The following is a 21,368-nucleotide window of genomic DNA, read 5'->3' as shown; positions in this document are numbered from 1 at the left end:
TGAATCCAGGCGTTATCGAACTCGCCCGACATACGACAGCCGGACAGGGGTTTGGTCTGATCGACAGGCATGTCACCCATCCGCCCAACCGGGAAATTAAGGCGAAGTGACGTATCGCTGATGATTCGACATTGTCCATTTGTGCACTTTCTTAAGTGCGTCCAGCTTCAACTATTGTTTGTCGGACGATGAACGATGGCAAATATGCATCTAGGCTGGGTGTGCTGGAATAACCAATTAAACGGACTATGCTGCTTCGACAATGTGCGCAATATTTGTTGTGGGTCATCCGGGTGAACCAGGCAGGTTCCACTCATATATGACCAGAACGCAACGATTGTGACTGAGTATGCTCTGAGAGAAATCGCTGAGCCATTAGTCCCTCAGTTTGAGTAGTTAATGCATTTGTCATAAACAAGGAAAGCACTATGACGCAATCTCTCAAACCAAAAACCGTGTTGTCGGCTTTCGTCTCATTAGCGATACTCTGTCCACCATGGTGCAAGCTGGCGGCGAAATCCCCCCATCCATTACTACGCCTGATCGCATGGAGACGCGTATCGGTGTGTTGGAGTTCAAGGATGGCGCTCCGACCGAGAAAACCACACAAGATGTCTACGGCACCCTGGCGTTCACTCGCGGCATAGACGCGTTCATGAACAGTTTCTCGGGCGCCTCGGCCTATGCGATTCGTGAGGGCTTTCACAGCATTGGCGCTGAGGACAACCCGCCTGTTCCTCCAACGAAGTTCGTTGAAGGGAGTGACAAGTCGTTCAATACCATTCCACCAAACGATTTTTCCTATTTCCAGATGCTCGACAAGCTTGTGCAACTGGAACCGGAAACCTCGTTCGATCCGGAACTGCTTGGCCAACTGGCTGCCATTGGCATCGCCAAAGGTCACCCCTTCAATCCCGATGCCCGGATGAAAAGTATCCTGACCGACGCAGCGGCGGTGGGCAACGCAGCGGGGCGGTCGCTAAACTGGAGTGGTGCCGACTATCCCGGTTGGGCCTACTATCCAAATTCAATGTGGGCCAACATGTTGTGGCAGGGTGGCTATAACTTCGAGACTCCGCCGCCGATGATTACCAAGGACGGCTTTTTCAAACCATTCCCGCCAACCGGCGCACGGACACTCGATTCCCGTGCGGCGTTCTATTACGGCTACACCATGGATTCTCCGGGCATGATTATGCGGTTGCCTAACGCGGGCTCGCAGTACCTCATGGGTTTTACGGATGCCGAAAAAAATCCTTTCGAAGGTGGCAAGACCTACAAGGTAACCCTGCCACCGAAGATTCCTGCGGCAAAATTCTGGTCATTCACTGTTTACGACAACCAGACGCGATCCATGCTCCAGACTCCGCAGCGCTATCCGCGTGCAGGCAGCCAGACTTATCCTACGCCGGCAGCCACGGAAAACGCCGATGGGACCACGACCCTCTATTTCGGCCCCTCCCAGCCTGCAGAGGCCAAGGCCGGCAACTGGATCCAGACCATGCCCGACAAAGGCTGGTTCACGATCTTGCGCCTCTACAGTCCGCTTGAGCCGTTCTTCACCAAAGAGTGGCGGCCGAGCGAGATCGAACTGGTTCGGTGAGACCACATCCTGGTCAGCGCCACCGTTCGGTCGGCGCTGACCTTAGGGTGGGCTTGCAGCAAGGGAGAAAAATGGTGCGAGTACACTTTACGGAGTGAATACCGAGTCAATCGAAAACGGGCAAACCCTGGAATGGTCGGTGCCGGTCAAACTGACAGTTACTCCACGCTGAGCATTGCATTCGAACCCCTATCCGTATGCGCCTGCTCAGTGGGTATCAAGCATGAAAACAGCCATTACATTGACGATGCCCCAGGTGAGTGCTTTATGCCTTGAACCTTGATCAGCTCTCAGAGCAAGCCACCGAGTCACAACCCGCTTGAGCCTCAAGCTTCGCCCGGTCAGCCTTGCTGATGTATTTCGGCTTTTTCGGGGCCAGTTTGGCACTGGCTTTTTTGGCCTTTTCCTTGAACAACTGCTTCAGTTTTTTCTGACGATTCATGTTTTTACTCGGGTTGTTAGTTCTGCAAGACAGTCGTCTGTCTACGATTCAGGTGTTTGCGTTCCATGACACATATGACATCGCCCCAGCGGATACCCGCCGGGCCGATCGGTTTAGCTAGTCACCGACGCAGGTTTGGATCATCCCAATGTCAGCGGTGCCATCAAGTATGCTCAACGCTGTTGCCGACCAGCCAGCCGAGGACGATCATTATGAGTCGGGCTTGCCTGCTCATACCAGCCGCATTCCCATCTCGACGGCGCGTTGCTCGAATCCGAACTCGGCATACATACGCGCAGCGCGCTCATTGAACGGCCAAACCGTCAGGCGCAAATCCTGAGCGTCATGCTCAACGGCCCAGTCCTTGACGAGTTGCATCAGCGCACGACCAATCCCTTTGCCCGAAAACGGCTCGGCGACGCACACCGAGCCGATACGAACCACATTCTGCCGCTGCATCAGCGGCCCGGAGCTCGCCGACAGGTTGGCCGTAATGAATGCTGCGGCCTGATCACCCACATGGGCGATGAAGGCTACATGATCCGGTTTCTCGAAAACGCCTGACCAGTGCGGCAGGTCGCGGGAAACATCGTCGGTAGCCGCCGCATATATGTCGGGGCGCCCAGCGTGGTGCACGGCGTTAAGCAATTGGCCCAACTCGCACAGGGTCAACGCATCGTCGGCAGTTGCGGTTCGATAGGTGATGGTTTCATCCATGATGGGTGAGGCTCCTGATCAAAATCGTTAAGACAAATATCACTGGTCGGTCTTCAAACGCTGTGCCCACGCCTCAATTCTCAACTGAGGACGTGGATTGATGCACCGCCCAATGCGCCATCTCTTGGGCAATGAAGTGATTCACCAGATCGCTGTACATTTTCTCGATGGCGTCCGGATTCAGACCTTCGGTCTGCGCCCACTCACGGCGCGTTGCGAGCATGGCTTTGAAGCGATCCGGCGCACGCACGGATGTTGCTGAAGTCTTGAATTTCGAGGCTGCCAGTACGTACTGGAAACGCTTGCCCAACAGCTTGATTACGGCGTGGTCCAGACTGTCGATCTCGCGTCGAATGTCCAGCATGTCGGCACATTCGATAGGTTGCAATTGATTGATGACTTCCATGTGGATGACTCCGTGTACTCAGCAATGGCTTTTTAGCAATAAGCGACCATGTTACTCGTGGCCACATCTCTTTTGCAGCTCACCCTCAACGCTCTCATACAGGTCTCATGGCACGACAAATGCGACGTGTTTGTATTGAAAACGTCAGCGCGAAGAACTTTGCGGGTTTATGCCGGTCGACCGGCCATCGACCGCATCAACCCGGTCTGGCCGATTAAAACTATAAAAGGTAAGTGCGATGAGCTGTCTTGTGTGTGCAGGCGCCGCCGAGCGGATTCACTGTCACGGCCCGTGGGAGGAAAGAGATTGCCCCGACTGCGGGCGATATCGAGTGGCCGACGAGCTCTTGTTGGCGTTGATTGAACAGGGGCAAATATTTGATGTGGTTAGAACCAGAGGCTGGCTCGACCGCCAACGCGTAGACACAGCTATCCCCGTCATCAATGTCCATGAAGCCTTGCTGGTGAGTTGAGTGGGTGCCGTGCTGTTTGCATTCGACCTGAGCAGCCACTCACAACCTTGGGCGCTTGGTGCGCCAGATTGTGAGGCAGAAGGTTGCGTTGCTTTTGCGTTCAGATGTTTGCGAGGTTTTTCCGAACCCAATGCTCGGCGGTCGTTACCTCAATCGACTGCTGCTCGTTGAAAGTGCCCGCTTTCGGCCAAGCCACACCTCTGCCTTGGGCAAACACAGCACGGTACTTCTTGATGTGGTGAGTCGGATCTTTCTCCAATTCCCGGATCAGGTACGCAACAGTCCACACGTTACGTTTGAACGGGCGCCCCAGTACACGTTCAAGGAGACCCGCAACCTCTGCGTACGTCACCGTGTCTCCCGATAGATACACGATCTGGTTGCGCAAGCGAGGTTCGAAGAAAACGATTGCCGCTGTCAGCGCACCAATGTCGTATGGCGTCGTGAGCGTCACGCTGTTCTCAAGACTGTCTAGCGCGTTCACGGAATCGTTTTCCAAGTCAACCACTTCGAATACAGGCTCAAAAAGGAAGCTGGTGAACATGCCTGTCGAGATGATTACCCATTCAGTTTTGTCCTGGGCGCGAAGCAATTCGCGTACATCAAGCTGAGCATCGAACAGATCCTGAGGACTGCCCCTACCGATTACCTCGAAGTCGACACCAGGCGTTCGAGAAACGCCTGGCGGAATTTGACAGTATCGGCCTGAAGACCGCGAAGTTTTTAAACGCGAAGCTCACACAGTGCTTTTTAGCGACCGGGATGTGACGCGGTGTCCTGGCTGATATGTTTGGGGCCTGCGATCGCCCAGGCAATCAGCCCGAACAGCGGCACAAATACGATCAACACAATCCAAACCCCCTTGTTATTGGACTTCCCCTCGCTTTTGCGTACCCGGTTGATGGCCCAAAGCTCGATGAGCAGAAGAACTGCCGCCAGTACGATCCATACGATTTCATTTTGCATTGGCTACCTCCTGATGGTCTTTGTTAGGGGGCGTGTGGCGTGGTGGGTTCATTTAATTTGCGACCTCACCGCAGAGATTTGCTTGCTGACGGGCCAGCCCCCTGGATTTGTTGATTGGCTTGCTGACGCTCGGCGCTATATTCTTCCCGCCGCTGGATGAGTCTCCGTCAATGGCTGAATACAGCCTGTCAGTTAGGGAAGAATTGAATGCCGTTCAGGGTGATGGTGGTGGGGGGCTACGGCAACTTCGGTAGCATCGTTTGCAAGCATCTGGCGCTGATGCCGGGCGTCGAGCTGGTGCTTTCGGGGCGTGATCAGCACAAGTTGCAGCGCAAGGTCGATGAGTTGAATAGCCAGTCGCTTAACGTCTGCGAAGGCTGGTGCGGCGATGCCATGGGCAGCGCGTTCAGTCCGGCGTTGCGCTCGATGAACATCCAGTTGGTCGTCCACACCGCAGGCCCGTTTCAGGGGCAATCCTATGCGGTCGCCGAGAGCTGTATAGCGGCTGGGGTGAGTTACTGCGACCTTGCTGACTGTCGGACTTTCGTCAATGGCGTGGGCGTCCTCGATGCGCGGGCGAAAGCCGCGGGCGTGGCTGTTCTTAGCGGCTGCAGCTCGGTGCCGACGTTGTCGTCGGCGATCATTGATCAGCAGCGCCATCACTTCTCACGCATCGACTCGATTGAGCATGGCATCTCGTCCTCGGCGAAGATGCCGGGGCTGTCGACGATCGAAGGTGTGCTGGCCTACGCCGGCAAACCCATCAAGCAACTCAGGAACGGCAAGGTGCATGAGGTGCCGGGCTGGCAGGATCTGACCCTGCGCAAAATGCCGCCACTGGGCACTCGCTTGCTGGCCAATGTCGATGTGCCGGACATGGATATTTTCGCCAGCCGCTATGGCGCGCACACTCTGAGCTTCAAGGCCGGCGCGGGGTTGAAGCTAGGCGGTATCGCCAACGGCCTGCTGGCGCAGGCGCTGAAGATCGGGCTGGTTCGCGACCACGTTCGCTGGGCTGCGCGCTTGCATCGTCTGGGCGTGCGATTCGAAGGTTTCGGCGACGGTAAAAGCGCCATGTACATCGACATTCACGGGCTCGATGTTGATGGCTTGCCGCTGGCGATGACTGCGCAACTGACAGCCCTGAATGACAAAGGTCCGCAAATCCCCAGCTGCGCGGCCGTGGCGCTGGCGATGAAAATGGCCCAAGGCTATGTGCCGCAATCCGGTGCCCGGCCTTGCGTCGGCGAAATCAGCGTCGATGAATACATGGCGGCCATCAACGATCCGGACAATCTGCGCCTGGTCGTGAACTTCTCCAAAGGGCCGCACTGAGCATGCTCTATCTGGGCCTGAAGTACCTGCACGTCATCGCGGCGATTTTCCTGTTCGGGTTCGGCATGGGTTCCTACCTGTATTTGATCGCCGCCAGCCGTACGGCCAACCCGTTGGTGATCGCACACGTCGCCCGCATGGTGGTGCGCTTCGACACCTGGATCACCACGCCGGCCGGTTTGGTGCAAATCATCACAGGCTTTTTTCTGATGAAACTCTCGGGCCTGCCCATGACCACGGAGTGGGTGGCGACTTCGTTGATCATCTTCTTTTGCGTCGGGGCGCTTTGGTTGCCGGTTTTGCTCTTGCAGAAAAAGCTTTGCACGATGGCGTCGAGCGCGGGGGAGGCCGGGAAGGGGCTCGATGAAAACTACCGAGCCGTTTACAGAAGGTGGTTCTGGATGGGCGTTGCCGGTTTTGCCGGGATGTTCGTGATTGTGCTGATGATGGTGACGAAGCTGACACCGGTTCAACTGCTCAACGTTCTGGTTTAGCTGCTGGCGGCGCGGGAAGACGCGCAGCACCTTCAACGGTTGGCAACGGCTGGGCGCTACCGGGCGATTCGCATGCTGCGCCTCACCCAACGCCTCAAGAAATATCGATCTGGTACCTGAAGCCTTCCGCCGCCGCCCGGGAAATTCGGTATTCGAGTGGGCTGCGGTCATACCCCAATGCGGTGCGTTCGATGGTGACGACCGGGGAGCCTTCCTTGATCGAGAGGATTGTGGCCATGGCCGGGTCGGCTTCCCCCACCGTCAGCGTCTCGCTTGCCGAGGCGATGCATTGGCCGCACTGGGTTTCATACAAAGGGTAGAGCAGCTCGCCGAAACTTTCGGAATCCATGCTCAGCAATGCGCCAAAACGTGTGGCGGGTAGCCAGATGTCCTCGTGAAACAGTGTGCGGCCTTCGACCATCCGAAGGCGTTCCATGCTCACGACTTGCTCGCCGTCTTGCAGCTTTAGCGCATTGGCCACGGCTAGCGATGGTTTTTGCAGCGTTTTGGCAAGGATGCGACTGGTGGGTATTTCGCGTCCGCCGCTGGCATTCACCTGCCGAAAGAAGCGCGCCAGCGAGGCGTCGAAATTAGGTCGGCGCACGAAGGTGCCGCGGCCCTGGCTGCGCAGGAGCAGGCCTTCATTGACCAGCGTTTCCACAGCCTTGCGCACCGTGCCGATCGCGACACCGTAGTGTTTGGTCAGCTCCGCTTCGGTGGGAATGGGCGCCCCTGGCGTCCATTCGCCAGCGGCAATCTTGGCGAGCATTTCTTCTCGCAGGCGTTGATAAAGCGGCAAGCGCTCGTCGTATCCGAGTGTCGAGGCGTTCATTTTTGGGGCAGTCCATTCCGGCAGGCGTCGCTACTTTATCACCAACAAGTCGTTTGACAGATATCCAGCGCTGAATATATGGTGGTGTAGTCATATATATGAATAGATGTATTTATATGAATCTGCCGCCAACCGTCGCTTGGGCCTCATGGCCCGATCTCACGAACGCTGCAGATTGTTAGCCATAACAACAAACGCTCAGGGTTATCTGTTTATGACCAGTCTTCATGCGCCTGCCCTCCGTGGTGTGGACACCCACGCCCACATCTTCCGCCAAGACCTGGCGATGGTTGCCAGCCGTCGCTACAGCCCGCATTACGATGCTTTGGTTGAGCAGTATCTGGGCCATCTTGATCGCAATGGCTTGTCACACGGCGTGTTGATTCAGCCGAGCTTTCTGGGCACCGACAATCACTTCATGCTTGACGCGTTACGCCGCTATCCACAGCGCCTGCGTGCGGTGGCGGTCGTTGACGCTGATGTCAGCGAAAACCACTTGGATGAATTGGCCGAGGCCGGTGTGGTGGGCATCCGTCTGAACCTGATTGGCAAGACACTGGCCGACTACAGCAGTCCTGCTTGGGTTGCGCTGTTCGTGCGTTTGGCACGGCGCGGCTGGCAGGTGGAGGTTCAGCGGGGCATCGATGATCTGGCGCTGATCGTGCCCGTCATCAGGGCGTGCGGCGTGACGGTTGTGATTGACCACTTTGGCCTGCCGACAGGTGGCATCGATCTTGAGAATCCCGCTCATACGGCTTTTCTCGCACTGCTGGCAGACACGCACGTATGGCTCAAGTTGTCCGCTCCCTACCGTAGCCAATCCGATCTGGCCCAGGCAACGCAAGTGCTGGCACTGCTGCGCGAGGCGAGCGGTGGCATCCAGCGACTCCTCTGGGGCAGCGACTGGCCCAACACCCAGTTCGAAGATCAAACGAGCTATGACCAGCAGGTGGCCTTCATCGAAAGGTTGCTGCCGGATGCGGGCGAGCGCGCCCAAGTGTTGAAGGAAAATCCGGCAACGCTGTTCGGATTCAACGTTTCCCGCTAAACAATCAATAACAACAATAGGACTTCCATCATGATGAGCCTGCTCGTCGTCGCGGCAATCGTTGTCGCCGTCGCCCTTGGTTACAAAACCAAGATCAATATCGGTCTGTTCGCCATCGCGTTTGCCTACCTGATCGGCTGTTACGGCATGGGCCTCAGCCCGTCGGAAGTCATCGGCATGTGGCCGCTGAAGATTTTCTTCATTATTTTCTCGGTTTGCCTGTTCTACAGCTTCGCCACGGTCAACGGCACCCTTGAAAAACTCGCTGAGCATCTGATTTATCGCAGCCGGTCGATGCCGCAACTGTTGCCGTTTGCGGTCTTCTTCACCGCGACCGTCATTTCAGGGATGGGCGCGGGTTATTACACGGTGCTGGCATTCATGGCGCCGATCACGTTGCTGCTCTGCGAACGCACAGGCATGAGCCTGATCATTGGCGGCATGGCGGTAAACTACGGCGCCTTGAGCGGGGCCAATTTCGTCTCGAGCCAGAGCGGCATCATCTTCCGTGGACTGATGGTCAACGCGGGGATCGCGGAAAATGACGCGTTCATCAACTCAGCAGCGATCTTCGCCAGCACGTTGGTGATACCTCTTCTGGTGATTTCAGCTTTGGTGTTCCTCACGGGCCATGGCAAGGCGATGAAAGCCAGCGCTTATGTGGTGACCGAGCCGACGCCGTTGAATCGAGAGCAGAAAACCACGCTTTGGCTGACGCTGGCGATGATGGCGATCGTACTGGCCGCGCCCATCGCGCATATCGTTTTCCCGGCCAACGCGACCGTGAGCTTTATCAATTCGAAGATGGACATCGGGCTGATCGCCAGTCTGTTCTCAGTGATTGCGCTGCTGCTCAAACTGGGTGACGAGCGCAAGGTCATGGCGACGGTGCCTTGGGGAACGTTGATCATGATTTGCGGCGTGGGCATGCTGATTTCGGTTGCGATCAAAGCCGGGACCATCGACGTGCTGGCCTCGTGGATGGGCAGTAGCATCCCGCCGATCATGGTGCCGATCGTCTTCGGCGTCGTGGCGGCTTTCATGTCGCTGTTCTCCAGCACGCTGGGGGTCGTGACGCCAGCGCTGTTCCCGATGGTGCCGCCGATTGCTTCGACGCTGGGGCTCGATCCGATGATCCTGTTCGTTGCCATCGTCGTGGGCGCCCAAGCGACCTCTATCTCGCCGTTTTCCTCGGGTGGTAGCCTGATCCTCGGCTCGTGCCCCACGGAGCAGAGCCGCGCTTCGCTGTTTCAGCATCTCCTGTTTCGCGCGGCACCTCTGGGCTTTGTCGCGGCGCTGGTGTTCAACGCACTGATGACGTTCGTCTTTTAAAAGCGCCCTTGGCCCGACGCGAAGGCGTCGGACGTCATTTGAGTCGATTGCGAGCAACGATGACAACGTGAGACTGGTTCTCAGGCACGCTTGGGCAGTTTCCAGTTCGGACGAATGAAGTGGCAGGTGTAGCCATTCGGGATGCGTTCCAGATAATCCTGGTGCTCCGGTTCTGCTTCCCAGAACGGCCCCGCCGGTGCGATTTCGGTCACCACGCGGCCAGGCCATAGCTGTGAGGCATCGACATCGGCAACGGTGTCCTCGGCGATGTCGCGTTGCTGTTCGCTGAGGTAATAGATCGCCGAGCGATAGCTGGGGCCACGATCATTGCCTTGACGGTTGGGTGTGCTGGGGTCGTGTATCTGAAAGAAAAACTCAAGGATCTGCCGGTAGCTGATCACCGCAGGATCGAAAACGATTTCGATGGCTTCAGCATGATTGCCGTGATTGCGATAAGTGGCGTTCGGCACATCGCCGCCGGTGTAGCCAACCCGCGTTTGCAACACGCCCGGATAGCGCCGCAGCAAGTCTTGCATGCCCCAGAAGCAGCCGCCGGCGAGGATGGCGGTTTCGGTTTGACTGGTCATGGTTTGTCCTTCCCTTTGAGGATGTTAGGTATAGCGATGGTTATGAGGGCGCGTTGACCGATTCCAAGGTTGAACGGCGCGAATAACGCAGGCGGTATCCAGCACTCAAGAAGGGGGGGTAAGCACAGTGCACGCATTAACTCGCCCCGTGATCCACTCACGGCTGTACGCCAGCACGCTGTTGGCAATCGCGGTCGGAAAGTGAATAAAACCATGGGGGGAAGAGGGCAGTTGGTACACCTCGACAGGGGCTGACGCCCTCCAGCGCTCGGCGATTTCGAGGGTGTCGTCGCGCAGCGGGTCCAGTTCGCCGGCAAACATCAGCGCCACCGATCTGGCTGGCGCGCAGCAGTGTTTGAATCATCCGTGGCAGGACGCGATTGCGAATCTTAAAGCGCGGTAACCAGGCGAGCTTCTTGTTGAAATCACGCACTTGCGTCAACTCCCGCTCGCCCTGCGGCCAAGGCGTCTTGCTGCGTGGGTGAGTCATCCGCGATTCTTGATCAAGATGGAAAAATTCAACGCAGCGGCGACACACAACCAAGCCAGATAGGGAAACAGGATCAGGCCGGTGACCAGATCAAGCTGCAACGCCATCACCACCATGGCCGCGACGACCAGCCAGAGCAGCGTCAGGATCACCATGGCGGCGAAAACGTGGTGGGCGCCAAAGAAGACCGGCGTCCACAGGGTATTGAGCGCGATCTGCGCCGCCCATAACGCCATCACCGTTTGGCTGCCGGGGATCAGGCTCAGTCGGTATCCGGCCCAGGCCAGCAACAGATAGATCACCGTCCAGGCCACCGGAAACGCCCAGTTGGGCGGCGTGAAGCCAGGCTTGGTCAGCGATGCATACCAGGGGCCCGGTTTGAAAATGACGCCTGTGCTCGCGGCAGCCGCGCAGGCCAGAAGAAAAATGAAGAAGGTCATCGCCAGTCCTTAGCTGTACTCAGCTTTTGGGGGAGTGTAAGGAAAGGACGCCCTGCGCGGCGAAAAGTTTGGATTGAGCGCCGAGATTTATCTGTTTACCGCCAGTAAGTCGCAGTCGCCATGCCGTTGAACTAATAACTGACCGGTGCGTCAGGATGATCAGTGGCTTCTTCCTTCATACGCGGGTGACACCATGCACAACTACCTTTTGCAATACCGTTTCAACGACGAGCCTCGTACTCATCTGTTCGAACTCAAACAGCCACAACTGGCCGAACACGAGGCTGCGATGCACCTGCTGGAACTGCATCTGGGCGATGCGGAAAATGGCCTGGTCATGCCCACGGCGGACTCGACACCCCAAGAGATAATTGCGCAGGCTGAACGGGTGGCGATTACGCGGATTGAGATCATCACGCCAATCGACAATTAACCACGGCTCACCTGTTGGAGCGGGCTTGCTCGCGAAAGTGGTGTGTCAACTGAGGTGATAGTGGTTGATACGACCCCTTCGCGAACATGCTGCTCAGGCTTTAGAAAGCCTGGGCTCAACGACGGTGGGACAACCGCCAAGCGTGCTGTGCAGCCAGTCCTTGGCCAGCCGGTGTCCGGGCACTCGATCTCGGCGTGCGCACGTTTCACCGTGATATCGGGCTGATACATCATTCTCGCCGAAGCTTTACCGAACCTGTGCGGATGCTGGCTGAACTGGTCAGTGAGCAATTCAACAGTGGCTTGAGCTAACGGCGAGCGTCGATTTTTTTCACAGCCTGGGTCAAAAGGAGATATCCGACTGCGAGTACTTGTATATTCCCGAAAAGGAAAACCGCGACGACTGCGCAGAAACTGGAAAATACTGGCATGGACCGGAAAAAAGGCCAACCGAGCACCTCTGACTGGGTTATTCGCAGCACTCAACCCGGTAGCATCGAGCGTATCGAAGCCTGGTTCGGCAGCCACGGCTACGACCCACACCGTCACGACACCTACTCGATAGGTCGCACGCTGGCGGGCGTGCAGAGTTTTCACTACAAGGGTTCGCTACGCCACGGGGTGCAGGGCAACACGCTCGTGCTTCACCCCGATGAACTTCATGACGGCATGGCCGGCACGCAAGCAGGTTTTCATTACCGTATGGCTTACGTTGATCCAGCATTGATCCAGACAATCTTGGGGGGCGAACCTTTGCCCTTTATCGCCGGTGGGCTTTCGAACGATCCGCGCCTTTACCATGCCAGCGAAGCATTTGTGCAAGCGATGGATAACCCTATGGAGACGCTGGAGGAACAGGACGCCCTGTATGACCTGGCAATGGCGTTGCGTGCCGTCGCGGGTAAGTCGCGTGGCCGTAAGCGTCTGGATTATCTCTCTGCCGAACGCGCCAGAGCATTCATCCTGGAAAATATGCACTTGGGCATTACGTTGGAAATGCTCGAGCAGGCTAGCGGGAGAGAGCGCTGGAGCCTGTCACGCGACTTCAGAACGCTCTATGGCACCAGCCCCTACCGCTTTGTCACACTACGACGTCTTGACCGCTTTCGCCGTCTTGTCCTCGACGGTTTCACATTGGTGGACGCCGCCCTCGCCGCAGGCTTTCACGATCAGAGTCACATGACCCGACATTTCACACGCTGCTATGGCGTCCCACCCATGCGTTGGCTGGAACGCTTGCGGCCCGCACGCTGACTTGCAGGATCGTACAAGCGCGATGCATTCATTGTTCGATAGGCTGACGACCTCAACTACAGAGGATCTGTCATGCCTGAGTCCCATCACCCACAAACATCGCTCCCCATAAACCTGGCGCAAAAGGCTTCGCTGATCGATCAGCAATGGAGCCCTCGGGTCGTCGCTGAAATGAACGACTACCAGTTCAAGGTTGTGCGAATCGAAGGCGAATTCATCTGGCACTCACACCCTGAGACCGACGAAGCATTTCTTGTGCTCGAAGGCACCTTGCGCATCGACCTCCCAGAGGGATGCGTCCATGTGAATCCTGGGGAGTTATATGTGGTGCCGCGCGGGGTAGTGCACAGGACGGCGGCGCAAAGTGAAGCGAAACTGATGATGATCGAACCACGAGGTATTTTGAACACGGGCCATGAACAGGGTGAGCGAACTGCATTGAGTGACGTCTGGATATAGGTTCAGCGCCCAAACGGCCAGGCATGCATAATTGCAGTTCACTTGACCACCGGCTTGCCTTGCCACTGACCAGTCAATTGCATCCGAGCTGACTCTTTCTGCCCGTGGAGGTTAAAACAGCATTGAGGCTCGCGCGTATAGAGGTGGGGAAACAAGGGAAAGACCATATTGCCAAACGTATGCTTTTGGCCGTTTTCTGCCCGTCGCGAGAGGCAGAAAGCGATCCAAAGCAGCCGTTCGAGTTGGAGCTTGATGATGGGTTTCTCCACAACATTGTGGGAATGGTACGGCCAAGATGAATACAAGCGGGTTCTTGCGGTGTGCGAGGCGATCCCGGCTCTTGAGTTCCTGGCACTGACCTCGGATTTGCAGCAGAGAACCATCCCGGATTGCCCAGCATGTGAAACCTGGTCAGAGATGATCCTTCCGTTGAACGAGGATCTTTCAATCAACGCGTTACCAGCGGAGATCAAGACACGGCTGCAGGACATTTGGGCGCTATGCAATAGCTTGACTGAGGCTGCATTCCACTGCCATGACCCGTTGATATTTGATCATGACGAGTGGCGGCCGATTAGAACGGTCGCCGCTGAGTTGCTAGAACTAATGGGATCGCTGGAAATCAATCCATTCCTGGACGACTTGTTACTGGATTGCAGGAACGTCGCTCGCGGAGTAACGCGTTAAGCAATTCTGCAATCCAATGATGGTATTGAGCGCACTTGGTCGCGCGCCCTAGTGGCTGACCGCTTCTGGCCGAAAGCTGGCGGTAGCGACAGGATGCTATCCACCTGTGAAGCGGACACAAAACTCCTCTGAGACCTTGTCATGGCGTCCCGTTTCTTCCGTACAGGCGGTAGCCTGGTCGACGACTCAAGCGTTCGTAATAGTCGCTCACGGCAGGAAAGTCCGTATGAGCAAGCGGTGTTTCAAACCACCGATTAACTGACAGGCCGATCGGTATATCTGCGAGAGAAAACTCATCGCCGCTGACGTAGGCCCCGGTTGAATCGAGCTGTCGATTGAGGATCTCCATGTACCTCGACCAGTTGTTGCACGCGGCCGCCAACGCACGGCTGTCCTGATGCTCAGGCGAATGCCTGACCAGCGACATGAAGGCATAACTCCACGACTTGTTGAGATCTGACGCTTGCCAATCGATCCATTGATCCACCCGCGCTTTGGCTCTCGCTTCAGTCGGGTAAAGGTGAACGCCGTTGTAGCGCGACGCCAAGTAGCGAATGATCGAGTTTGACTCCCAAAGAATGAAATCGTCGTCCTCGATGACCGGCACCATGGCATTGGGATTCAGCGCTAGGAATTCAGGTGTGTGCGTCGATCTGAAGCCAGAACCCCAATCCACCCGCTCAAAGGGAATTTCAATCTCGGCGCAGGCCCAGAGCACCTTTCGTACATTGATCGACGATGCCTTACCCAATATGCGCAACATTCCATGTCCTTATCGTTCGGGGTACTTGGTCTTAACTACTGACTCTATTGCCTTGTGGAGCGGGTTGTCCAGAGTCTGCTTTTGGCCGACCTCTGCCGGTCAAGGCCACGAATCGTGCAGGTCAAATACGACGCAAGCAACAGATCAAGTCGAGTGCAAAAGTGTGGTCAAATCCATGCAATGACACGGAGCACTCTGTCGGCATTGAGCCGCTTTTGACCCAACGAGGCCAATGGACAAAGGCTTCACAGAGAGATAGCGTCGTCCCATTCGACTCAGGGGCTGCGCCATGGATGTTATTGCCAACTACTCAAATGAGCACCATCGCGTCGCCGTCATGGCGCTATGGGAAGCTGTTTTCGGCTACGAAACCGCGCATAACACCCCCAGCCTTGTCATAGACAAAAAACTGGCCGTTACGGATGGGCTTTTTTTTGTGGCGCTGGCAGGGGATGAGGTTGTCGGTACCGTTCTTGCGGGGTACGACGGCCATCGTGGGTGGTTGTATGCGGTTGCAGTGCATCCGGTCCATCGTAGAAAAGGCTTGGGCGCAAAACTTGTACATCATGCTGAGAACGCCTTGATCCTGCGTGGCTGTATGAAAATCAATCTACAGATCGTCAGCACAAATGAACGCGTCAAAAGCTTCTACGAGTCTCTGGGCTACTCGACCGAACCGCGCATCAGTATGGGGAAGAAGATCGAGTCGAATATCACGATACCCAGGGAGTAAATTACGCTCTGCCAAAGCCGAAGAGCGAGGAACAGTGCGTAAAGACGGGACGCTTTAGTGTCTTTGGCGGCTCTCGGAAAGCAATGATCGCTGTGATCTGCATAATATATTGCTAGATGTTGCTGAGGCGGCTGATTGTTGTTAGATTGCGCGCCTTAAAAATTAACAGGGACACGTTATGTTTCTTATCTGGCAAGGCTGGGGCATCCTTTCTATTCTTTTTCCTTTGGTGGGCTTGATATCTTTCGCCGGGCTTCCCAATGGTCTTGGTGTCGGTATCGGTTTACTGGTTGCGGCGGCTGCCAATGCTTATATTGGCCACAAGCTGAATAATGCACCCGGCAAAACCTATATTGATCCAGCCACCGGTGGCGAAGTGGTTTTTCGCAAAAAGCACACGTTGTTTTTTGTGCCCATGCAGTACCTCTCGGTACTCATGGTAATCGTCGGACTGTTTGCATTGCTTAATCTGCACTAAACAAGGAGGCGCGTGGTTTCTATTGACTCGCACGCGCTCTTTTTTATCAAGGCCCACTTAAGGGTTTTCCTGATTGCTTAATTGCTCTGGTTTTGCTTGAGAACTTGTTTTTACAACGGCTGGTCGGGCAGTTTTTATTTCGAGCAAAGTGCGTATTACATTCAATGCATGCCAAGCCTGAATATTCTAAGGCTTACGGGATCTGAAATACGCTGCCAATTACCTTTAACGCCTGTTTGCCGTCAGTATTGTAGAGCCGGTGCAAAAGCATCTGATCGGTAATTCGATGCAAGCGGAAGTGGTTATAGAAAGCCTGGCCAAAACGCTGGCCCTCGAACTCGCCGAGATCCCAAAGACGGAGGAAGTTGTCATAGGCGGCGCGCTCGATTTCCAGTTTTGATTGGCGCTCCATCTGCACCTCACTCATCAGTCCGCTGATTGGCTTCAGAGCAAACTCCACGAAACCCCGACATAAACCCCCATCCCTTCACCCGGCGTCGACCGCGCAGCATCCAGCCCTTTGTCGTCATACCCCGGCGTGACCGTCGCCGCATAGCGCTTGTTGGTCAGATTGCGCATATCCACCCAAGTCTGCCAGTCACCCTTCGGCGCGTTGTAACCCACAGTCGCGCCAAACAGCGCATACGGATCGGCGTAGTAGCTGTTGGCATAATCCACCGCTACTTTTGACACCAGTTGCGTATTCACAGCAGCGAAGAACCCCTGCGGCCAGTCGTAACGCAACGCCCCTTGGTAGTAGTGCATCGGCAGCCCCGGCAAACGGTTGTCGCCAAAACGATCATCATCGCGATAGTGGAAGTCGCTGAAGGTGTATGCCTGACGCAGGCTCAACTGTCGGCCATCGGCGGCTGACCAGAGTTTGCTGTTCAGGCTGGCTTCGACGCCTTGGTGGATGGTCGGGCTGGCATTGAGTTCGTAAGGCGTTACCGCGTTGGCGTCCGGCAGCACCGACAGCAATTCGTGACGCACTTGCGCGTAGTACCAGGCCAGGCTCCATTCGCCGAGGACGCTGTCGCCGCGTCCGCCGAGTTCCAGGGTGGTGGCGGTCTGGTTTTGCAGTTTGATCGGGTCTTTCTGGGTGCCGGTGGCGGCGCCGTTACCCGCCGGGAAGCGCACGTTGGAACTGTAGATCAGCGACCACGGGTGCGGCGCCTCGACCGCGCGACTGAGGTTGCCGAACACTTGCACCTCAGGCGTGATCTGGTAACGCAGCCCGAGGCGCGGGGCGTAGTCCCAGTCGTTCATGCTGGTTTTGCCACCCCCGTCGGGGTAGGTGACGGCACTTTCGCGACGGGTGTAGATGGCGGCGAGGCCGGTGGTCAGCCACAGGTCGTCGGCGATCTCCAGGTCGTTGCCAACATGCAGAACGGTGTCCGAACCCTGATAAGTGAAGTTGCGCATGCGCGTGCCGGGCGCGTAGTGGGCCGTATTACCGGTGGGGATTCGTACAAATTCACTGGCGCCGTCGTTGGGCAGGTGTTTGGTAACGCGCAGGCCAACGCTGCTGCGGCTTTCCATGCCAAACAGGGTGTCGCGGCGCTTGTAGTCGAAGGTGCCGCTGACGTCGGTGTAGGCGACCTTCAGGCGGTTGGGGCCTTCGCGCAGGTCCATCGGGTAATCGTGGTAGACGAGACCGGTCTGGATGCTCGAATCGTCGTCGATGTAGAACGTGGTTTTGTTGCCGATGAAGGTGCTGCCTGGCTGTTTGCGGCTGTCGTCGCGGGACACGTAAGCCGGGTTGGCCGCGCGAGGATCGTGTTCGATGACGTGCTTGGTCACGCGCCCGGCGAGGTCGTTGTCGGTCTCGCGGTAGCGGATGTAGAACCGCGTTTCCAGGTTCGGGTTGAAGCGATAACCGACGTTGGCGATCACGCCTTTGCTCTCGCTGGCGGTGTGATCCTGATAGCCGTCGGCGTTCGAGTCGGTCAGCGATAGGTAGTAATCGAAGTCGCCCAGCACTTGTCCGGAACTGACCTGACGCTGCTGATAGCCATGGCTACCGGTGGCGTAACGCACTTGCAGTGTCGGCGCGTCGTAGCCGGTGTGGCTGACGTAATCGATGGCACCGCCCAGCGCCAGCGAACCACGATCAAAACCGTTGGCCCCGCGCAGCACTTGCACATGGTCGACCCACAACGGTTCGAGCAATTCGTACGGTGTGCCGCCGGGGCCGCTGAGAGGCAGGCCGTCGAGCATCGTGTACAGCCCCGACGCATGGGCGCCCGGTGCGCGGTTGATGCCCGAGCCACGGATTGAAATCTTCACGCCTTCATTGCCCGCCGACTGCGCGTAAACCCCCGGCTGATAAGCCAGCACATCCTGATTGCTCGCCACACGCCCTTGCAACGGTTGACGCATGTCGACCACGTTGGTGCCGCCGGGCACTTGCTCCAAGCGGGCCTTGGCGTCTTCAACAGACGCGTGCGTAGCGCTGCGATCCTCTGCCGAAATCAGTACCTGTCCCAACTCAATGCCTTGAGTCTCGGCCATGGCCGGGCAGGCGAGGGCCAGGCTCAGCAGGGCAGTGGGCAGGGATTTAGGCGAGGGCATCGAGAGAACTCCAGCAAAGAGAAACGGGCAATGAACAGTGCGACGCAAGAAAGAACGAAGGAAACACATGGCGATTCGGTTTTTGCCCAGGACGCCGCCCGTCGACTGCGCTGAACCGGAGGGGTGTCCCTTGTTTCTATCTAGCAAGTCCCAAACGAGATCACCCAATGTTCGAGCAGCGAAAGAAAGAATTACTGTCAGCGTGGCGCGAACTGGCGACTCAGGCGAACTCGCAGATGGACCCGGAGCAGCAGTATGACGAGTTGCTCAAGGCCGCCGACAATATGGAGGCACAAGGACTGATCAGCAGCACCGAGTGGCGGCAGTTGGTACGGGATGCGGGCAGCGTATTCACCAAGGGCGTAGGCCGGGCACAAGGCCAATAGATTGGGTGGCGCCACCTGGCGGCCAACCCCGAAAGCACAAGACTTCCCGCTCAAAAACCGGATAATGGCCGCCATTCGTTTAGCCGTATTCTGGTAATCCCGCATGGAAATCAAGGTCAACTTTCTCGACAACCTTCGACTTGAAGCCAAGTTCGACGACTTCACGGTGATCGCCGATCAGCCCATTCGCTACAAGGGCGATGGCTCGGCACCGGGGCCGTTCGACTACTTCCTCGCGTCGTCGGCCCTGTGCGCGGCTTACTTTGTGAAGTTGTACTGCGACACTCGCAACATTCCTACCGATAACATTCGCCTGTCGCAGAACAACATCGTCGACCCGGAAAACCGCTACAACCAGATCTTCAAGATCCAGGTTGAATTGCCGGCGGACATCTCCGACAAGGATCGCCAGGGCATCCTGCGCTCGATCGACCGTTGCACGGTGAAGAAAGTCGTACAGACCGGTCCTGAGTTCATCATCGAAGAGGTCGAAAGCCTCGATGCCGATGCTCAGGCATTGCTGATGCCGATGTCGGATTCGCAGGCGGGCACTTACATTGCCGGCAAGGACCTGCCGCTGGAGCAGACCATCGCCAACATGTCGGGGATCCTTGCCGACCTGGGCATGAAGATTGAAATCGCTTCGTGGCGCAACATCGTTCCCAACGTCTGGTCGCTGCACATTCGCGATGCTCAGTCACCGATGTGTTTCACCAATGGCAAGGGCGCGACCAAAGAAGGCGCACTGGCCTCGGCACTGGGCGAGTTCATCGAGCGCCTGAACTGCAACTTCTTCTACAACGATCAGTTCTGGGGCGAAGAGATCGCCAATGCGCCGTTCGTGCATTACCCGGACGAACGCTGGTTCAAGCCCGGACCGAAAGACGAATTGCCGAGTGAAATCCTCGACCCCTACTGCCTCGATATCTACAACCGCGATGACGAGTTGCGTGGTTCGAACCTGATCGACACCAACTCCGGCAACACTCAGCGCGGCATCTGCTCGCTGCCGTTTGTGCGCCAGTCGGACAATGAAGTGGTGTACTTCCCGTCCAACCTGATTGAAAACCTGTTCCTCAGCAACGGCATGAGCGCCGGCAACACCTTGGCTGAAGCGCAAGTGCAGTGCCTGTCGGAAATCTTTGAGCGCGCCGTCAAGCGCGAAATCCTCGAAGGCGAAATGGCGCTGCCGGATGTACCGCAGGACGTGCTGGAGAAATACCCAAGCATTCTGGCCGGTATCAAGGCACTGGAAGAGCAGGGTTTCCCGGTGCTGGTCAAGGATGCGTCGCTGGGCGGTGAATTCCCGGTGATGTGCGTCACCTTGATGAACCCGCGCACCGGCGGCGTGTTCGCGTCGTTTGGCGCGCACCCGAGCCTTGAAATCGCGCTGGAGCGCAGCCTGACCGAATTGCTGCAAGGGCGCAGTTTCGAAGGCCTGAACGACCTGCCGCAGCCGACCTTCTCGGGGCAGGCCGTGACGGAGCCGAACAACTTCGTCGAGCATTTCATTGACTCAAGCGGTGTGGTGTCGTGGCGGTTTTTCAGCGCCAAACCGGACTTCGAATTCGTCGAGTGGGACTTCTCCGGCCAAGGTGAAGACTCCAATGGCGAAGAAGCCGCCACACTGTTCGGCATCCTCCAAGACATGGGCAAAGAAGCCTACATGGCGGTCTACGAGCACATTGGCGCCAAGGCCTGCCGCATCCTGGTGCCGGGCTACTCGGAAATCTATCCGGTCGAAGACCTGATCTGGGATAACACCAACAAAGCCCTGCAATTTCGCGCCGATATCCTCAACCTGCACAACCTGAGCAAAGTCGGCCTGCGAAACCTGGCGACGGGCCTGGAAAAAAGCGAGCTGGACGACTACACCGATATCACCACGCTGATCGGCATCGAGTTCGACGACAACACGCCGTGGGGCAAGCTGACGATTCTTGAGCTGCGCCTGCTGATCTACCTCGCCTTGCAGAAGTTTGATCAGGCCAAAGATCTGGTCGAAGCCTTCCTGCAATACAACGACAACACCGTTGAGCGCGGCCTGTTTTATCAAGCCGTGAACGTGGTGTTGGAAATGGAGCTCGACGAAGACCTGGAACTGGCCGATTACGAAGCCAACTTCCGCCGTATGTTCGGTCACGAGCGGATGGATGCGGCGATCGGTTCGGTAAACGGCAGCGTGCGCTTCTATGGTCTGACGCCAACCAGTATGAAACTGGAAGGTCTGGATCGGCATTTGCGTCTGATCGAGAGCTACAAGAAGCTGCATTCGGCGCGGGCAAATGTGAAGGGCTGATCCTGTAAACCGTGGCCGTGATGACCGGTGGCGAGGGAGCAAGCTTCCTTGCCACCGGTTGACGGTCTGATCAGGTCGAATCGGGTCACTTCAATTCAAGGTCGCCACCGCCGATTGCGCGCAGGAAAAGGGTCACTTGCTC

The 21,368-nt window shown here is 56.8% G+C and carries 23 protein-coding genes and 3 pseudogenes; 14 read left to right on the top strand and 12 right to left on the bottom strand.

From position 1 onward, the window contains the following. Positions 1-547: 547 nt before the first annotated feature. Positions 548-1,603: a DUF1214 domain-containing protein gene (locus AACY18_RS21685; RefSeq protein WP_339466057.1), complete on the top strand. Its 1,056-nt coding sequence runs from the start codon at positions 548-550 to the stop codon at positions 1,601-1,603. Positions 1,604-1,886: 283 nt separating this feature from the next. Here AACY18_RS21685 and AACY18_RS21680 read toward each other — a convergent pair whose 3' ends face one another. From AACY18_RS21680 to AACY18_RS21660, 5 genes and pseudogenes are all read right to left on the bottom strand, one after another. Beyond that, on the bottom strand, positions 1,887-2,045 hold the full coding sequence (locus AACY18_RS21680) for a DUF2986 domain-containing protein (protein ID WP_339434016.1): 159 nt from the start codon (positions 2,043-2,045) through the stop codon (positions 1,887-1,889). Positions 2,046-2,276: 231 nt separating this feature from the next. Continuing rightward, positions 2,277-2,762 (bottom strand): GNAT family N-acetyltransferase, encoded by a 486-nt coding sequence (locus tag AACY18_RS21675; RefSeq protein ID WP_339434017.1) that lies wholly within the window; start codon positions 2,760-2,762, stop codon positions 2,277-2,279. Positions 2,763-2,835: 73 nt separating this feature from the next. After that, complete coding sequence (locus AACY18_RS21670; RefSeq protein WP_339434018.1) at positions 2,836-3,168, bottom strand: isochorismate lyase; 333 nt, start codon at positions 3,166-3,168, stop codon at positions 2,836-2,838. Positions 3,169-3,740: 572 nt separating this feature from the next. Next, positions 3,741-4,304 (bottom strand): annotated as a pseudogene (locus AACY18_RS21665) (aromatic alcohol reductase); the annotation flags it as partial. Positions 4,305-4,390: 86 nt separating this feature from the next. Continuing rightward, positions 4,391-4,606, bottom strand: coding sequence for a PLD nuclease N-terminal domain-containing protein (locus AACY18_RS21660; protein WP_221732590.1), 216 nt, complete (start codon positions 4,604-4,606; stop codon positions 4,391-4,393). A gap of 207 nt (positions 4,607-4,813) precedes the next feature. Here AACY18_RS21660 and AACY18_RS21655 point away from each other — a divergent pair, with 207 nt between their 5' ends. Then, a complete protein-coding gene (locus AACY18_RS21655; RefSeq protein WP_339466055.1) occupies positions 4,814-5,941 on the top strand; it encodes a saccharopine dehydrogenase family protein in 1,128 nt (375 codons plus the stop codon). 2 nt (positions 5,942-5,943) lie between these two features. Beyond that, on the top strand, positions 5,944-6,435 hold the full coding sequence (locus AACY18_RS21650; RefSeq protein ID WP_339466054.1) for a DUF2269 family protein: 492 nt from the start codon (positions 5,944-5,946) through the stop codon (positions 6,433-6,435). Positions 6,436-6,529: 94 nt separating this feature from the next. On the opposite strand, the gene AACY18_RS21645 is transcribed toward AACY18_RS21650, so the two are convergent. Continuing rightward, positions 6,530-7,267, bottom strand: coding sequence for a GntR family transcriptional regulator (locus tag AACY18_RS21645; RefSeq protein WP_339434021.1), 738 nt, complete (start codon positions 7,265-7,267; stop codon positions 6,530-6,532). Between the two features lie 214 nt (positions 7,268-7,481). On the opposite strand from AACY18_RS21645, the gene AACY18_RS21640 reads away from it, so the two are divergent. Both AACY18_RS21640 and AACY18_RS21635 read left to right on the top strand, forming a co-directional pair. Continuing rightward, a complete protein-coding gene (locus tag AACY18_RS21640; protein ID WP_339434022.1) occupies positions 7,482-8,315 on the top strand; it encodes an amidohydrolase family protein in 834 nt (277 codons plus the stop codon). Positions 8,316-8,345: 30 nt separating this feature from the next. After that, the gene (locus tag AACY18_RS21635) at positions 8,346-9,647 is read left to right on the top strand and encodes an SLC13 family permease (protein ID WP_339466053.1); all 1,302 of its coding nucleotides are present in this window, start codon (positions 8,346-8,348) and stop codon (positions 9,645-9,647) included. An 80-nt stretch (positions 9,648-9,727) separates the two neighbouring features. Here the strand turns inward: AACY18_RS21635 and msrA are convergent, their stop codons facing one another. The 3 genes and pseudogenes from msrA to tspO all read right to left on the bottom strand — a co-directional run bounded on the left by msrA (position 9,728) and on the right by tspO (position 11,164). Beyond that, positions 9,728-10,234, bottom strand: coding sequence for a peptide-methionine (S)-S-oxide reductase MsrA (gene msrA / locus AACY18_RS21630; protein WP_339434024.1), 507 nt, complete (start codon positions 10,232-10,234; stop codon positions 9,728-9,730). Positions 10,235-10,339: 105 nt separating this feature from the next. Next, positions 10,340-10,561, bottom strand: a pseudogene (locus AACY18_RS21625) (alpha/beta hydrolase); the annotation flags it as partial. A gap of 159 nt (positions 10,562-10,720) precedes the next feature. Continuing rightward, on the bottom strand, positions 10,721-11,164 hold the full coding sequence (tspO, locus tag AACY18_RS21620; protein ID WP_339434025.1) for a tryptophan-rich sensory protein TspO: 444 nt from the start codon (positions 11,162-11,164) through the stop codon (positions 10,721-10,723). A 193-nt stretch (positions 11,165-11,357) separates the two neighbouring features. On the opposite strand from tspO, the gene AACY18_RS21615 reads away from it, so the two are divergent. The 5 genes and pseudogenes from AACY18_RS21615 (at position 11,358) to AACY18_RS21595 (ending at position 13,996) form a co-directional block, all read left to right on the top strand. Continuing rightward, the gene (locus AACY18_RS21615; protein ID WP_339466052.1) at positions 11,358-11,597 is read left to right on the top strand and encodes a hypothetical protein; all 240 of its coding nucleotides are present in this window, start codon (positions 11,358-11,360) and stop codon (positions 11,595-11,597) included. A gap of 161 nt (positions 11,598-11,758) precedes the next feature. Continuing rightward, positions 11,759-11,908: pseudogene (locus AACY18_RS21610) on the top strand (LysR family transcriptional regulator); the annotation flags it as partial. Positions 11,909-12,025: 117 nt separating this feature from the next. After that, on the top strand, positions 12,026-12,850 hold the full coding sequence (locus tag AACY18_RS21605) for an AraC family transcriptional regulator (RefSeq protein WP_339434027.1): 825 nt from the start codon (positions 12,026-12,028) through the stop codon (positions 12,848-12,850). Positions 12,851-12,922: 72 nt separating this feature from the next. Continuing rightward, positions 12,923-13,309, top strand: coding sequence for a cupin domain-containing protein (locus AACY18_RS21600; RefSeq protein ID WP_339434028.1), 387 nt, complete (start codon positions 12,923-12,925; stop codon positions 13,307-13,309). Positions 13,310-13,564: 255 nt separating this feature from the next. Beyond that, positions 13,565-13,996, top strand: a complete 432-nt coding sequence (locus tag AACY18_RS21595) for a hypothetical protein (RefSeq protein WP_339466051.1) — start codon at positions 13,565-13,567, stop codon at positions 13,994-13,996. A gap of 139 nt (positions 13,997-14,135) precedes the next feature. Here the strand turns inward: AACY18_RS21595 and AACY18_RS21590 are convergent, their stop codons facing one another. Then, complete coding sequence (locus AACY18_RS21590) at positions 14,136-14,759, bottom strand: glutathione S-transferase family protein (RefSeq protein ID WP_339466049.1); 624 nt, start codon at positions 14,757-14,759, stop codon at positions 14,136-14,138. Positions 14,760-15,048: 289 nt separating this feature from the next. On the opposite strand from AACY18_RS21590, the gene AACY18_RS21585 reads away from it, so the two are divergent. Beyond that, positions 15,049-15,492 carry a GNAT family acetyltransferase gene (locus tag AACY18_RS21585; protein WP_339466048.1) on the top strand — a complete coding sequence of 148 codons (444 nt, stop codon included), beginning with the start codon at positions 15,049-15,051 and terminating at the stop codon, positions 15,490-15,492. Between the two features lie 178 nt (positions 15,493-15,670). Then, the gene (locus AACY18_RS21580) at positions 15,671-15,970 is read left to right on the top strand and encodes a hypothetical protein (protein ID WP_221732576.1); all 300 of its coding nucleotides are present in this window, start codon (positions 15,671-15,673) and stop codon (positions 15,968-15,970) included. 193 nt (positions 15,971-16,163) lie between these two features. On the opposite strand, the gene AACY18_RS21575 is transcribed toward AACY18_RS21580, so the two are convergent. After that, positions 16,164-16,397 carry a hypothetical protein gene (locus AACY18_RS21575; protein WP_445261964.1) on the bottom strand — a complete coding sequence of 78 codons (234 nt, stop codon included), beginning with the start codon at positions 16,395-16,397 and terminating at the stop codon, positions 16,164-16,166. Positions 16,398-16,414: 17 nt separating this feature from the next. Next, complete coding sequence (locus AACY18_RS21570; RefSeq protein ID WP_339466045.1) at positions 16,415-18,541, bottom strand: TonB-dependent receptor family protein; 2,127 nt, start codon at positions 18,539-18,541, stop codon at positions 16,415-16,417. Positions 18,542-18,708: 167 nt separating this feature from the next. On the opposite strand from AACY18_RS21570, the gene AACY18_RS21565 reads away from it, so the two are divergent. Together AACY18_RS21565 and AACY18_RS21560 are read left to right on the top strand one after the other, a co-directional pair. Then, positions 18,709-18,927: a hypothetical protein gene (locus AACY18_RS21565; RefSeq protein ID WP_339433004.1), complete on the top strand. Its 219-nt coding sequence runs from the start codon at positions 18,709-18,711 to the stop codon at positions 18,925-18,927. 103 nt (positions 18,928-19,030) lie between these two features. After that, positions 19,031-21,226 carry an OsmC domain/YcaO domain-containing protein gene (locus AACY18_RS21560; RefSeq protein ID WP_339466043.1) on the top strand — a complete coding sequence of 732 codons (2,196 nt, stop codon included), beginning with the start codon at positions 19,031-19,033 and terminating at the stop codon, positions 21,224-21,226. The last annotated feature ends 142 nt before the right edge of the window (positions 21,227-21,368 follow it).

Source organism: Pseudomonas sp. EA_65y_Pfl2_P74 (genome assembly GCF_963970575.1).
In the GTDB taxonomy this organism is placed as follows: domain Bacteria; phylum Pseudomonadota; class Gammaproteobacteria; order Pseudomonadales; family Pseudomonadaceae; genus Aquipseudomonas; species Aquipseudomonas baetica_A.
The sequence above is the reverse complement of the archived record's forward strand: the minus strand, read 5'-3'. Positions and strand labels throughout refer to the sequence as shown.